This window comes from Roseomonas sp. TF40 (genome assembly GCF_057219975.1).
This window is the reverse complement of sequence record NZ_JBXVVR010000001.1, coordinates 654,372-668,270: the sequence shown is the minus strand read 5'-3', so window position 1 is coordinate 668,270 and position 13,899 is coordinate 654,372. Positions and strand designations below refer to the sequence as shown.

The following is a 13,899-nucleotide window of genomic DNA, read 5'->3' as shown; positions in this document are numbered from 1 at the left end:
GCTCTCCTACGCGACGGGGGCGGCGCGTCAAGCTGTCTTGCGGGGCGCCGGGGCGCGCGATAAGCGCGGCCGAGCATCGAAGAGGCCTGCCATGACCGCCAATGACCAACTCCGCCGCCTGCAGGTGGCCGAACTCGTGCAGAACTGGGCGGTCTGGCGCGATGCCGGGGATTGGGAGCGTTTCGCCAGTTGCTGGCACAGCGATGGCCGCATGTTCGCCACCTGGTGCCAGGCCCCGGCCGCGCAGTTCATCGAGGCCTCCAAGGCCGGCTGGGCGAAGGGTGTCTCGATCCTGCATTTCCTCGGCGGCTGCTCGGTCGATCTCGCCGGCCACCGCGCCATCGCCCAGACCAAGATGACGATCAGCCAGCGCGCCGAGGTGCATGGCGTGCTGGTCGATGTCGTCTGCACGGGCCGCTTCCACGACTTCATCGAGGAGCGCGACGGCAAATGGGGCATCGTGCTGCGCCAGCCGATCTACGAGAAGGACCGGATGGACCCGGTGGACCCGGCCGCGAAGCTCAGCCTCGATCCCGCGTTGCTGGCGCGCTTCCCCGAGGGTTACCGCCATCTTGCCTATCTGCAGACCCAGATCGGCTACACGGTGAAGACCGACATGCCGGGGCTGAAGGGGGAGCGCGTGCAGGCGCTCTACGCCGCGGGCCGGCGCTGGCTGGCCGGCGAGGCGCCGGGCTGGGAGGAGTAGGCCGAGCCCCGCTCACGCTTCGCTAACGCGGGCATGCTTTCATCCGCCAGACGCTGTTTTGCCGCGGTCGTGCCATCGGCGCTGGACTAAGCGGGCGTAAGGGCGTCACCTGTGTGGCACGGCGGATTCCGCCCGAGGAGGATGGACATGGACCAGCAGGCCTTCCGACGCGAGCAGATGCTCGCCTCGGGTCTGTTGCGCGCCCCGGAGCCGCCGCCCGCCCTTGTGCTGCCGCCACGGCCGCTGAAGCCCGCCGCCCCGGTCCTGCCGGGCGAGGCCCAGGCAGGCTCGGTCAAGGCAGCCCTGGCTAAGGTGCAGCCAGGCTGAGCTGAGCCAGCCTCGGCGGGATTGCGCCGCATCCTTGGTCGTGTAGCGTCTGCGCGCATGACCGCCTCGATCCTCGACGTGCGCGGCCTCGGCCGGCGATTCGGCGGGGTCGTGGCGCTGGCCGGCCTGGACTTCTCCGTCCGGCGCGGCACCGTCACGGCGCTGATCGGCCCGAATGGCGCGGGCAAATCCACCGCCTTCCAATGCATCTCCGGCGTCATCCGTCCCGATTCGGGGCAGGTCGTCTTCGACGGCCAGGACATCACCGGCTGGCGGTCGGACCGCATCACCGGCGCGGGGCTGGTGCGCAGCTTCCAGATCGCGCGTGGCATCCCGCGCCTGACGGTGCTCGAGAACCTCCTGCTCTACGGCCCCGCGCAGCCGGGCGAGCAGGTGCTGGGCGCGCTGCTGCGCCCGGGCGCGACCCGCGCGCGCGAAGAGATGCTGCGCGAGCGTGCCAAGCGCGTCGCGGCCCGGCTCAACCTCACCCGCGTGCTGGACAATCAGGCGGCCGCACTCTCGGGCGGGCAGAAGAAGCTGATGGAGATCGGCCGCGCGCTGATGGCCGAACCGCGCCTGCTGCTGCTCGATGAACCCGTGGCGGGGGTGAACCCCTCGCTCTCGGCCGAGATCGCCACCCATATCGGCGCCCTGCGCGATGAGGGCATGACCGTGCTGGTGGTCGAGCACCACATGGATTTCGTCGCCTCGCTCTGCGACGAGGTGATCGTGATGGCCGAGGGGCGCTTCCTCACCAGCGGTGCCTTCCGCGATGTCGCCGAGGATGCGCGCGTGCAGGAAGCCTATATGGGCAGGCGGGCGCACGCATGAGCGCGCTGCTGGAGGTCGAGGGGCTCGTCGGCGGCTATGGCGCGGCGGATGAGATCCTGAAGGGGATCACGCTGGCGTTGCCGGAACGACGCATGGCGGCGATCGTGGGGCCGAACGGGGCAGGCAAGTCCACGCTGCTCAAGGCCATCGCGGGCATGATCAAGCCCAAGGCAGGGCAGGTGCGCCTGTCGGGCGAGGTGCTGACCGGCCTGCCGCCGCGCGGCGTCGCAGCCCGCGGCGTGGCCTTCGTGCCCCAGGAAGCCAACATCTTCCCCAGCCTCACCGTGCGCGAGAACCTGGAGATGGGCGGCTATCTCGAACCCCGCGCGCAGGTGGTGCGGCGCGTCGAGGCGCTGTTCGCCCGCTTTCCCATTCTTGCGGAGAAGCGCCGCAGGGCGGCGCGCACGCTCTCGGGCGGACAGCGGCAGATCCTGGCCATGGGCATGGCGCTGATGGTGGATCCGAAGCTGTTGCTGCTCGATGAACCCTCCGCCGGATTGAGCCCCAAGGCCGCCGAATCGCTGTTCGACAGCATCGCGGCGATCCATGCCGAGGGCACGGCCATCCTGATGGTCGAGCAGAATGCGCTGGAGGCGCTGGCCATCGCCGAAGAAGGCATAGTGCTTGTCGATGGGCGCGTCGCGCGCGTTGGCGCGGCCGCTGCCCTGGCCGCAGATCCCGAGGTGCGCCGCCTGTTCCTTGGCGGATGAGTCTGGCTATCCTGAAAACCGCAAACGGGGAGATGACTGGGATGACGCGTTTCACCACCACCCGCCGCGCCGCGCTGCTTGGCGCTGCCGGCCTCGCCTCCAGCTTCACCATCGGCGGCAAGGCTTTCGGCCAGGGCGCGCCGATCGTCTTCGGCGCCCTGCCGCCGCTCACCGGTGCGGGTGGCCCCTATGGCCCGGCCATGCTGCGCGCCATCCAGTCGGTGGTGGATGAGGCGAACGCCGCCGGCGGTGTTCGCGGCCGGCAGATCCGCGTGGTCGCCGAGGATGACCAGACCAACCCCGATGCCGGCGTGCGCGGCGCGCGCAAGCTGATCGATGTGGATCGCGTGACCGCCCTGATGGGCACCTGGGCGAGTTCGGTGACCACCGCCGTCGCGCCGTTGTGCTGGGAGAACCGGCTGCCGCTGTTCACCGTCTCGGGCGCCGATTCCATCACCTTGCTGCCCCACCAGGGCTTCATCTTCCGAACCCAGCCCAACAGCCGCCTGCAGATCGCGACCGGCGCCGACTTCCTGCTTCGCCAGGGCTCGCGCCGCGTCTTCCACCTGGCCGCGCAGTCGCCCTTCGCGCAGTCCAGCCAGGACGTGCTGACCGAGCGCTTCCGCGCCGCCGGCGGCACGGTCGCCGGCTATGTGGTGTATGAGCGCGACAAGACCGCCTTCCGCTCGGAAGTCGACCAGATCATGCGCGCGCGCGTCGATACGGTGTTCCTCAACGGCTACCTGCCGGATGTCACCATCCTGCTGCGCGAGCTTTTCCGTGCCGGCTTCGAGGGCCGCCGCTTCACGCCGGCCTATGCGGTGAACCAGAGCAGCTTCCAGACCCTGCCCAACGAGGTGACGAACGGCGTCATTACCTGGCAGCCGAGCCCGGACATCGAATCGGGCGCCTTCCGCCGGCTGCAGACCCGCTTCGGCAATGTCGAGGTCGATCCCTATTCGGCGCAGACCAATGACCACGCCTCGCTCGCCATCCTCGCCGCCGCGGCGGCCGGGGATGCGACGGGTGTCGCGATCCGCGACAATGTGCGCCGCATCGCGGCCGGTGACGGCGAGAAGGTGGACAATGTCACCGATGGCCTGCGCCTGATCGCCGCCGGGCGACCGATCAACTTCGAGGGCGCCTCCGGCCCCGTGGATTTCGACGATCGCGGCGACATCCGCGGCACGAAATTCCGCTATGAGCGCGCCGAGGGCGGGCGCTTCGTGCTGATGGCCCTGACTTGATCCAGGACTGGCGGGACCTCGCGCAGATCCTTCTGAATGGCGTGATGGCGGGGAGCATGCTGATGCTGCCCGCCATCGGCTTCAACTGCATCTTCGCCGTCCTGCGCTACCCGAACTTCGCCGTGGCCGGCTTCGCGACCATGGGCGCCTTCGCGGGCTGGATCGCGAATGTGCAATGGGGTCTGCCGGCTGGCCTGGCGCTGCTGATCGCCTTCCTCGCCGCGGGCGCCGTTGGCCTGCTGTGCGAGGAACTGGCCCTGAAGCCGCTGCGTCCGGCAGGTCCTCTGACGGTCGCCATCGCCTCGGTCGCGCTCACCATCCTGCTCGAGAACGTGGTCCGCTTCGCCTTCGGCAACGACCTGAAGGGCTATGACCTGCCGATCCTGCGCGACTGGCGCTTCGATGGCATCCGCGTGAGCCCGCAGCAGCTCGCGAATACGCTCTACGCCATCGCGGCCGCCGGCGCGCTCTTTGCGCTGCTCGCCTTCACGCGGCTCGGCCGGGCGATGCGCGCGGTGGCCGACAACCCGATGCTGGCCGACATCAAGGGCGTGGATCCGGACCGCATCGCGCGTGTCGCCGTCTTCATCGGCGCGGGGCTGGCGGGCTTCGGGGGGATGCTGATCGGCCTCGACACCTCGATCGATCCGCTGACCGGCTTCCGCGTCGTGCTGAGTGTTTTCGCGGCCGCCGTGGTGGGCGGGCTGGGTTCGATTCCAGGCGCGGCACTCGGCGCCATGGTGGTCGGCGTGGGAGAGGAACTGGCCGGCGTGGTGCTGGAGCCCGCCTACCGCACCGTCACGGCCTTCCTTGCCATCCTGCTCGTGCTGATGTTTCGCCCCTCCGGCCTGCTGGGGGCGCGCGGCTGATGGAAGCCTATCTCGTCGCCATGCTGGTGTTCGCCGGCTTCTACGCGCTGATGGCGCTGGGGCTGAACGTGATCTGGGGCCTGACCGGCATGGTCAATCTGGGCCTGGTCGGCTTCTTCGGGCTCGGTGCCTATGCCTCGGCGCTGCTCACGACGAAGCTGTTCTGGCCGATGCCGCTGGGCTGGGCCGCGGGCGCGCTGGTGGCGGCGGCGGCCGGCGGGGTGATGGCGCTGATCGTCGCGAGGTTGCGCGGCGACTACCTGGCCATCGTGACGCTCGGCTTCGCGGAGGTGATCCGGCTCGTCGCCTCGAACGAGATCTGGCTGACCAACGGTACGGACGGGATCAGCGGCATCCCCGGCCCCTGGCGCGGCGATGTCTCGCCGCAGGGCTTCAACCTGATCTTCCTGGGCCTCGTCTGGGCGGCGGTCGCGGTCGGCTTCGCGCTGCTTGCGCGCCTGTCGCATTCGCCCTTCGGGCGGGTGCTGCGCGCGATCCGCGAGGATGAGGATGTCGCCGCCGTGGCGGGCAAGCCGGTGCTCTGGTTCAAGGTGCGGGCCTTCGTGATCGGCGCGGCCATCATCGGCGCCGCGGGCGCACTCTATGCGCACTACAACGCCTATATCGCGCCCGATGGCTTCGCGCCGCTGTTGACGATCTACATCGTCCTGGCGCTGACGGCGGGCGGCGTGGGTTCCATGCGCGGCGCGGTGATCGGCGCATTGTTCGTCATCGCACTGATCGAGGGCACGCGCTTCCTTGCCGCCGAGATCCCCGGCGTCACCCCCGTGCAGAAGGCCGCGCTGCGGGAGGGCATCATCGCCCTCTCGCTGATCCTGCTGCTGCGTTTCCGCCCGCAGGGGCTCATTCCCGAACGAACCCGCACAAGGTCCACGCCATGACCCGCCACGATCCCGCGCCTTTGCTCCACAACGTGATGGCGGCGATGGCCGAGCCCGACCAGCCCGGACCGCTCTTTGCCGCGCTTGATGCGGCGATGGGCCGGGCCATCGGGCATCGGCTCTTCACCATCCTGGTCATCCATCCCGGCGCGCAGGAGAGCCAGCGCTACTATTCCAACATGCCGCGCGAATACCCCGTCGGCGGCCGCAAGCCGATCAACAAGACGCATTGGTTCCGCTCGGTGCTGGATGAGGGGCGGCCCTATATCGGCCGCACCTATGAGGACATCGCCGATGTCTTCTTCGACCACGAGCTGATCCGCTCGCTCGGCTGCGAGAGCGTGCTGAACGTGCCGGTGCGCTGGAACGGCGCCAGCATCGGCACGATCAACCTGCTGCATCACGCGAACTGGTACACCGAGGCCGATATCCCCGTGGCGCAGCACTTCGCGGCACTGGCGGTGCCCGGCCTTCTCAGCGTGATGAAGGGCTGATGCAGCCGGTCCGATCCGACCGCGACGGTCGGATCGGACCAGCCGGCGCCTCAGCTCGGCGTGGCACCGCTGTCGCGCACGATCGGCGCCCAGCGGTCCACCTCGCGCGAGACAAAGGCCTGCACATCGGCGGACCCGTTATCCGTCATGGTCAGCACGCCGAGACCGGCGATGCGCTCCTTCATCCCCGGTTCGGCGATGGCGACCGTGAAGGCCTCGCGGATGCGCGCCATGACGGGCTCCGGCATCCCGGCGGGGCCGGCCAGCACGAACCAGTTGATCGCGGTGGCGTTCGGGAAGCCGGCCTCGACGATGGTCGGCACATCGGGGAAGGTGGACATGCGCTCACCGCTGGTCACCGCCAGCGCGCGCAACGTGCCGCCGCGCACGCTGCCGGCATGGGCGCCGAGCGTGTTCCACAGGGAACCCAGGCTGCCGCCAAGCACCTGCTGCTCGGCCTCGCCACCGCCACGGAAGGGGACATGCAGCAACTGCACGCCCGCCTCGCGCGCCCAGAGCATCCCGGCGAGATGCCCGACCGAGCCGATGCCGGCACTGCCATAGCTCATCGCCTCGGGCCGGGCGCGGGCGGCGGCGAGGTAGTCGGCCATGGAAGTGATCGGCCCGCCCGGGCGCACGCCCACCACCATCGGCGCGCCACCCACGAGCATGACGTAGGAGAAGCTGCGGCGGACATCATAGGCGAGGTTGCGGAACAGCGTCTGCGCGATGGCCATCGGCCCGGCATTGGCCAGCACCAGCGAATAGCCATCGGGCCGCTCGGCGGCGATATGCGCGGTGCCCACCGTGCCGCCCGCGCCGGGGCGATTGTCGAGCACGATGGGCTGGCCGAGCACGCGTTCCAGCGTCGGGCTCAGCAGGCGCACCACGCCATCGGAGGTCCCGCCGGGGGAGAAGGGGCTGACGATCCGGATCGGCCGGTTCGGAAAGGCGCCCTGGGCCAGGGCGCCCGAAGGCAACAGGGCAGGCATGGCGAGCGCGGTGGCGCTGGCCAGCAAGTGGCGGCGGTTCATTTCTTCATCCCGGTCTTTGTTGTCGCCACGCGCCGCTGGCATCGTGTCCTTGCGGCGTGGCGGCGCGCCCATGCCAGCGGCGTGCCACAACGGGCGCCCGGCTCACGTCCGACGAAGGCGACGCCTGCCCTTATCCTGGGCAGAATGCTGCGCAGGTGACGCCGCTTTGGGCGAAGCGCTACAGCGCCGGCTCTTCCTCGCGTCGCGCGAAGATCTTCTTCCAGGCCGGGCGGGCATGGCAGGCGGTCAGCCACGCCTTCACGCGCGGCGCGGCCTCCAGCACCTCGGGCGCGGGCAGGGTGTAGCGCACCACCTCGGCCACATTGATGTCGGCCACGGTGAAACGCCCGCCCACCAGATAGCCCGTGGCGGCAAGGGCCGCATCCAGCGCGGCGAGCGGCGTGCGCAGCGCGGCGATGGCCTCGCTCACCTTCGCCTCGCTGCGCTGCTCGGGCGGCAGTTGCACGCGGTTGTAGAGGATCTGGATGGAGCGCGGCTCGATCTCGGTCGCGCCGAAGAGCGTCCATTGCGCGATGCGGCCCTCTTCCGCGAGGTCGGCGCCGGCCAGCGGGCCGCCGTACTTCCGCGCGATGTAGAGGTTGATGGCCAGCGATTCGGACAGCACCAGATCGCCATCCTGCATCGCCGGGATGCCGCCATTGGGGCTGATGGCGAGGAATTCCGGCGAGCGCGAATGCATCATTTCCGCCGCCCCCGCGCGGTAGGGCTGGATCACCGGCACATGGCGATAGGCTTGGCCCATCTCCTCCAGCAGCCAGATGTTGCGCAGCGCGCGCGAACGATAGACGCCATAGATGGTCAGCATCGTTTCAGACTCCCGCGAAAGGTTCATCGACGGATTTCGCCGGTGGCGTCAGCCATTCCGCCCCCGTCTCGGTGATCACCACATGGTCCTCGAGCCGTATGCCGAACTCGCCATAGATGGCGATGGTGGGCTCGATGCTGCCGGTATTGCCCGGCGCGAGCGGCGCGCGGTTGGAGCCGACGAAATAGGGCGCCTCATGCACATCCATGCCGATGCCATGGCCGGTGCGATGCGGCAGGCCGGGTGTCTTGTAGCCGGGCCCGAAGCCGAACTTCACCACCTCCGCCCGGCAGGCATCGTCGATGCCCCCGCAGGGCGCGCCGGGCTTCGCGGCGGCGAAACCCGCGGCCTGGGCGCGGTGCGAGAGGTTCCAGATCTCGCGCTGCCGCGCGGTGGGTTCGCCGAAGACATAGCTGCGCGTGATGTCGCTGACATAGCCGTGCAGCGGCCCGCCGACATCGACCAGCACCACGTCGCCTTCCTGCAGCGTCTGCGGATAGGGCACGCCATGCGGATAGGCGCTGGGCTCGCCGAACAGCACGATGGAGAAGGCGGGCGCGGTATCGAAGCCGGCCTTCTGATGCGCGGCCACCAGGAAGGCCTGGACCTCGGTGGTGGTGACGCCGGGGGCGAGCGCGCGCGCCGCCGCCGCCTGGATGCGCAGCGTCATGCCCATGGCCTGGCGCAGCAGCGCGACCTCATGCTCGGTCTTGCGTTCGCGCAAGAAGGAAGTGACCGGCCCGCTGGCGACGAAGCGATGGTTGGGCAGCGCGCCGCGCAGCCCCTCGGCGAGGAACATGCGGGCCATGTCGTCGATGGCCACCGTGCCGCCCGCCGTATCCGTCTCCCGCAATATGTCGCCGAACAGCGCGTAGGGGTCCTCATCCTCTTCCCAGCCGCGGATCTCGCCGGGGACGAGCAGCAGGGTGCGCGCCTTCTCGACCTCGAATTGCGGGCAGAGATAGGTCAGCGCGCCGGTCGCGGGCAGCACGGCGCCGAAGGGGCGCTCGCTCTGGCCGTGCTTCATGCCGGTCAGCCATTGCAGGTTGGTCGTGCCGTCGAGCCAGAGTGCGGCGATGCCGAGTTCGCGCATCCGCGCCTGGGCGCGGGCGACGCGGCGTTCATGCTCCTCGGCGCCGATCGGCGGCACCACGTCGCGTTCATTGCGGATGGCGGCGAGTTCCGTGGCGAAATCCGAACCGCCCACGCCGATGGTCATGCCTCGATCCCCCTCACTGATGCTGCGAAACAAGCACGGCGCGCGGCCGCGGTCACGGGGTGCGGCGCCGGCCCTCGGCCAGGGCGAGGAACAGCCCCGCGCCCACCACGATGGCCGCGCCGACCCAGGTGCCCCAATCCGGCCAGAGCCCGGAGATGAGGAAGCCGACGATCACCGAACCCACGATCTGCCAATACTGGAAGGGCGAGACGATGGCCGCCGGCGCATAGGCCATCGCGCGCGCGATGAAATAGTGCCCGCTTGCCCCCAGCATGCCCAGTGCGAGGAAGGCGAGCGTATCGGCCAGGTTCTGCGGCGTTACCCAGAAGAAGGGCACCAGCAGGCTCAGCACCACAGCCCCCAGCAATGCGCTGTACAGCGCCGAGGTCTCGGCCCGGTCATGCGGTGCGACCTTGCGCGTGAGCACCTGATAGAGCGCGTAGAAGCACGCCGCGGCCAGCAGCAGCAGCGAAGCCGGCTGGAACACCTCGGAGCCCGGCCGGATGACCACGATCACACCGAGGAAGCCCATGCACACCGCCGCCATGCGGTGCAGCTTCGGCCTCTCGCCCAGCAGGGGCCAGGCGAGCAGCGTGACGATGAAGGGCGCGATGAAGGAGATCGCCGCCGCCTTCGCCAGCGGCACCGTGGCGATGCTGATGAAGTAGAGCGTGGTCGAGCCGAGCTGGCACAGCGACCGCCCGATCTGTGCCAGCGGTCGGCGCGTGGCCAGCACCTGCCAGCCGCTGCCCGGCAACATCACCGCCAGCATCACCAGCAGATGCCCGGCGATGCGCGCCCAGATGATCTGCTCGGAGGGGTAGCGCGGCGAGAGCCACTGCACGAGCCCGTTCATCACCGGGAAGAGGCTCGCGGCAAGCAGCATGAAGCCGATGCCGAGCAGGATGCGGGGCTGCTGCGGCGTGCCGATACCAACGGTCACTTGCAGTGACTCATTGGTATCTCATCCTTGCCCTCAAGCGCCGGGCGCGGCCATCCGGCCGCTTGGCTTGCGCGCCACTCGGCGCGGCGGCCATCCGGCCGCTCGGCCAGCGCCGCTGGCCGCAGGTCGATCCGTCCGGCCGGTGGGATCACGGGCTCAGGATTCCAGCTCCTCGCGCAGCAATTCCAGGCGCAGCCATTCCTCTTCCGCCGCGTCGCGCTCGGCCTGCTTCTTGCCGAGCAGCGAGGTCCGCGCGGCGAAGCCGGCAGGGTCGCGGGTGTAGAGCGCGGGGTCGGCCAGCGCCGTCTGCAGTGCCGCGATCTCGCGCTCCAGCGTCGCGATGCGCGCGGGCAGGGTCTCCAGCGCGTGCTTGTCCTTGAAGGACATCTTCGGCCGGGCGGCGATGCGCACGCCCTCGCTGGCCTCGCGCGGGGTCGCGGCAGCGGCGGCGGCCAGGGCCTTGGCCTGCACGCCGCGGCCGCGCTGCGCCACCATGTCCGAGTAGCCGCCGGCATAGTCCTGCCAGCGCCCATCGCCCTCCGAGGCCAGCACATTGGTCGCGACACGGTCGAGGAAGTCGCGGTCATGGCTGACCACGATCACCGTGCCGGCATAGTCGGCCAGCAACTCCTGCAACAGGTCCAGCGTCTCGAGGTCGAGGTCGTTGGTCGGCTCGTCCAGCACCAGCAGGTTCGAGGGCGTGGCGAGCGCCCGCGCCAGCATCAGCCGCCCGCGCTCGCCGCCCGAAAGTGCGGCCACGGGCGTGCGCGCCTGTTCGGGCAGGAAGAGGAAGTCCTTCATGTAGCCGACCACATGCTTCGTCTCGGACCCGATGCGCACCACATCGCCCGAGCCCCCGGTCAGCACATCCTGCAGCGTCGCGTCGGGGTCGAGGCTTTCGCGATTCTGGTCGAGTGTCACCATCTGCAGGCTCGCCCCCAGCCGCACCGTGCCGGAATCGGGTGCCAACACGCCGGTCAGCAGGTTGAGCAGCGTGGTCTTGCCCGCGCCATTCGGGCCGACGATGCCCACGCGGTCGCCGCGCATGACACGCGTGGTCAGGTCCCGCACCACAGGTGCCGCCCCGGCGAAGCCCTTGGTCACGCCCTCCAGCGCGGCGACGAGGTTGCCCGATTCCGAGGCCTCGCTCGCTGCCATGCGCACCGTGCCGGGTGCGGTCACGCGTTCCTTGCGGCGCTTGCGCAGCTCCTGCAGCCCGGCGAGGCGCTTCACATTGCGCTTGCGCCGCGCGGTGACGCCGTAGCGCAGCCAATGCTCCTCGCGCACGATCTTGCGGGCGAGCTTGTGGGCCTGCGTCTCCTCCTCCTCCAGCACCTGGTCGCGCCAGGCCTCGAACTGGCCGAAGCCCTGCTCGAGCCGCCGCGTCGTGCCGCGGTCGAGCCAGACCATGGCGCGGGAGAGGCGTTCCAGGAATCGCCGGTCATGGCTGATCAGCACCAGCGCGCTGCGCAGGCCGGCAAGCTCCTGTTCCAGCCATTCGATCGCGGGCAGGTCGAGATGGTTTGTGGGCTCATCCAGCAGCAGGATGTCGGGCTCAGGGGCGAGGGCGCGGGCCAGCGCCGCGCGGCGCTTCTCGCCCCCCGAGAGGCGGGAGGGCTCTTCCTCCCCGCTCAGGCCGAGGCCCTCCAGCAGCACGCGGCCGCGATGCGGGTCATCGCCCGGGCCAAGGCCGGCGGCCACATAGGCGCCGGTGGTGGCGAAGCCGGCCAGGTCGGGCTCCTGCGCCAGATAGCGGATCGTCGCCCCCGGCTGGACGAAGCGCGTGCCGGCATCGGCGTCGAGGAGACCGGCAGCGATCTTCAGCAGGGTCGATTTGCCGCTGCCATTGCGCCCCACCAGCGCGAGGCGGTCCCCCGGCGCCACCGCGATCTCCGCCCCGTCGAGCAGTTGGGTTGAACCGAGCCGAAGCCGGATGTCGCGCAGATGCAGAAGGGGGGGCAGTGCCATGGCGCTGAGGTGCTTGGCATCCGGGGCCACGTCAAGGTCGCGCCCGCGCGCGCGGGTCAAGGAACCGCCCCTTGAACCGCCCGCCCGGCCGTGCAGGATCGGTCCATGAGCGCCCCTGACGACACCTATGGCCTGCACGCCAACCCGGACCTGCTGGGCCGCATCCCGCTGGATGCGAGGCTGGTGCTGGATGTCGGCTGCGGCGCGGGGGGGCTCGCCGCCGCCTTCAAGCGCCGCAATCCCGCCACGCGCTTCCTCGGCATCGAGCCGGACGAGGCCCTCGCCAGCGCCGCCGCGGCGCATTGCGACGAGGTGCTGCGCCTCGATATCGAAACGACGGCGCCGCCGGTGGCACCTGGCACGCTCGATGCCATGGTCTTCGGCGATGTGCTGGAACATCTGCGCGACCCCTGGGGCGTGCTGAAGCGCGACGCCCAGCTGCTGGCCGAGGAGGGCGTGCTGCTGGTCTGCGTGCCGAATGTCGAGCACTGGTCCTTCGCCGCGCGGCTGCTCAGCGGGCAGTGGCGCTACGAGAAGACGGGCCTGTTCGACCAGACGCATCTGCGCTGGTTCACGCGCGGCAGCATGAAGGCCGCGCTGGAGCAGGCGGGACTCACCCCGCTGGAGGTCGTCCCGCGCATCTTCGGGCGCGACAAGGCCGAGGCCTTCGCGCGGCAGATGGCGCCCGCGCTGCAGGCCATGGGCGTCACACCCGCCGATTGGCTGCGGCGCAGCGCGCCGCTGCAATATGTCTGGCGCGCCACGCGCAGCCCGCCCCGGCCGATGGTGGTGGTGGCGCGCACGCTCAAGCCCGTGGGCGGCGTCAACGATGTGCGGATCCTGGAGCCGCTGAGCGCGCTCGCCACGCGCCCCGGCGTGATGACGCTGGCCGGGCAGGCGGCCGAGATGCCGGCGCTGGAGCCCGACGTGCCGCGCATCATCGTGCTGCATCGGCGCCTGCTGAACAGCCCGGACAGCCCCGCCTATATCCGCAGCCTGCGTGCCACCGGCGCGGTCATCGTGCAGGAATTCGACGACGACCCGGCGCATTGGCCGACCATCGCGCAGACCGACCATCTGGCCTTCCGCGGCGTGCATGCGGTGCAGACCTCCACGCCGGTGCTGCGCGACCTGCTCTCCCCCTTCAACGAGACCATCGGCGTCTTCCCCAACGCGCTGGCCGAATTGCCGCCGCCGCGCAATTTCCGCGATCCCCGGTGCCTGACGCTGTTCTTCGGCGCGCTGAACCGCGAGGCCGACATCGCGCCCTTCCTGCCGGCACTGAATACCCTGCTCGCCGAGGCCGAGGGGCGCCTGGCCATCGAGGTGGTGCATGACCGCCGCAGCTTCGAGGCGCTGGATACGCCGCACAAGCGCTTCACCCCGACCACCGATTACGCCGGCTACCGGCAGGTGCTGGCGCGCTGCGAACTGGCTTTCCTGCCGCTCGCGGATACGCGCTTCAACCGCATGAAATCCGACCTGAAGGCGATCGAGGCCGGCGGGCATCGGCTGTGCTGCCTCGCCAGCCCCGTCGTCTATGCGGGCAGCATCCGGCATGGCGAGACGGGGCTGATCGTGCCCACGCCGGAGGCCTTCGCGGCTGAGCTGCGCGCCCTGCTCGATGCGCCCGCGCGCGCCCTGGCCATGGCCGAGGCGGCGCGCGCCTGGGTTTCGGCGGAGCGGATGCTGCATGCGCAGGTCGCCCCGCGGCTCGCCTGGTATCGCGATCTCTGGGCGCGCCGGGCCGAGCTGGATGCGATGCTGGTGCGACGCGTGCCGGCGGTCGCGGGTTGATCCCGCGCGGGGCAGGGCCCGGGTTG

14 protein-coding genes are annotated in these 13,899 nt (G+C 70.2%); 9 read left to right on the top strand and 5 right to left on the bottom strand.

What is annotated here, in order from left to right; all coding sequences use genetic code 11:
• The first annotated feature begins 91 nt into the window (after window positions 1-91).
• The 8 genes from AC2D9U_RS02735 (at window position 92) to AC2D9U_RS02700 (ending at window position 6,086) form a co-directional block, all read left to right on the top strand.
• Window positions 92-706, top strand: a complete 615-nt coding sequence (locus AC2D9U_RS02735) for a nuclear transport factor 2 family protein (RefSeq protein WP_484746243.1) — start codon at window positions 92-94, stop codon at window positions 704-706.
• 147 nt (window positions 707-853) lie between these two features.
• A complete protein-coding gene (locus tag AC2D9U_RS02730) occupies window positions 854-1,033 on the top strand; it encodes a hypothetical protein (protein ID WP_484746240.1) in 180 nt (59 codons plus the stop codon).
• Between the two features lie 57 nt (window positions 1,034-1,090).
• Complete coding sequence (locus AC2D9U_RS02725) at window positions 1,091-1,864, top strand: ABC transporter ATP-binding protein (protein WP_484746238.1); 774 nt, start codon at window positions 1,091-1,093, stop codon at window positions 1,862-1,864.
• Window positions 1,861-2,574 (top strand): ABC transporter ATP-binding protein, encoded by a 714-nt coding sequence (locus tag AC2D9U_RS02720; protein WP_484746236.1) that lies wholly within the window; start codon window positions 1,861-1,863, stop codon window positions 2,572-2,574. Before AC2D9U_RS02725 ends, AC2D9U_RS02720 begins: the two co-directional genes overlap by 4 nt.
• A gap of 41 nt (window positions 2,575-2,615) precedes the next feature.
• Entirely contained in the window at window positions 2,616-3,821 is a 1,206-nt protein-coding gene (locus AC2D9U_RS02715) for an ABC transporter substrate-binding protein (protein ID WP_484746234.1), read from the top strand.
• A complete protein-coding gene (locus AC2D9U_RS02710) occupies window positions 3,818-4,690 on the top strand; it encodes a branched-chain amino acid ABC transporter permease (RefSeq protein WP_484746231.1) in 873 nt (290 codons plus the stop codon). The genes AC2D9U_RS02715 and AC2D9U_RS02710 overlap by 4 nt, the downstream gene beginning before the upstream one ends.
• Window positions 4,690-5,592 (top strand): branched-chain amino acid ABC transporter permease, encoded by a 903-nt coding sequence (locus tag AC2D9U_RS02705; RefSeq protein ID WP_484746229.1) that lies wholly within the window; start codon window positions 4,690-4,692, stop codon window positions 5,590-5,592. The genes AC2D9U_RS02710 and AC2D9U_RS02705 overlap by 1 nt, the downstream gene beginning before the upstream one ends.
• Complete coding sequence (locus AC2D9U_RS02700; protein WP_484746226.1) at window positions 5,589-6,086, top strand: GAF domain-containing protein; 498 nt, start codon at window positions 5,589-5,591, stop codon at window positions 6,084-6,086. The genes AC2D9U_RS02705 and AC2D9U_RS02700 overlap by 4 nt, the downstream gene beginning before the upstream one ends.
• Before the next feature lie 50 nt (window positions 6,087-6,136).
• Here the strand turns inward: AC2D9U_RS02700 and AC2D9U_RS02695 are convergent, their stop codons facing one another.
• The 5 genes from AC2D9U_RS02695 to AC2D9U_RS02675 form a co-directional block, all read right to left on the bottom strand.
• Window positions 6,137-7,120 carry a Bug family tripartite tricarboxylate transporter substrate binding protein gene (locus AC2D9U_RS02695; RefSeq protein WP_484746225.1) on the bottom strand — a complete coding sequence of 328 codons (984 nt, stop codon included), beginning with the start codon at window positions 7,118-7,120 and terminating at the stop codon, window positions 6,137-6,139.
• 178 nt (window positions 7,121-7,298) lie between these two features.
• Window positions 7,299-7,946, bottom strand: coding sequence for a glutathione S-transferase family protein (locus tag AC2D9U_RS02690; protein ID WP_484746223.1), 648 nt, complete (start codon window positions 7,944-7,946; stop codon window positions 7,299-7,301).
• A gap of 4 nt (window positions 7,947-7,950) precedes the next feature.
• Window positions 7,951-9,165, bottom strand: coding sequence for a M24 family metallopeptidase (locus tag AC2D9U_RS02685; RefSeq protein ID WP_484746221.1), 1,215 nt, complete (start codon window positions 9,163-9,165; stop codon window positions 7,951-7,953).
• 52 nt (window positions 9,166-9,217) lie between these two features.
• Window positions 9,218-10,108, bottom strand: coding sequence for a DMT family transporter (locus AC2D9U_RS02680; protein WP_484746219.1), 891 nt, complete (start codon window positions 10,106-10,108; stop codon window positions 9,218-9,220).
• Window positions 10,109-10,264: 156 nt separating this feature from the next.
• Window positions 10,265-12,076, bottom strand: coding sequence for an ABC-F family ATP-binding cassette domain-containing protein (locus AC2D9U_RS02675; protein WP_484746215.1), 1,812 nt, complete (start codon window positions 12,074-12,076; stop codon window positions 10,265-10,267).
• A gap of 105 nt (window positions 12,077-12,181) precedes the next feature.
• Here AC2D9U_RS02675 and AC2D9U_RS02670 point away from each other — a divergent pair, with 105 nt between their 5' ends.
• Window positions 12,182-13,873: a methyltransferase domain-containing protein gene (locus AC2D9U_RS02670; protein ID WP_484746213.1), complete on the top strand. Its 1,692-nt coding sequence runs from the start codon at window positions 12,182-12,184 to the stop codon at window positions 13,871-13,873.
• Window positions 13,874-13,899 lie beyond the last annotated feature (26 nt).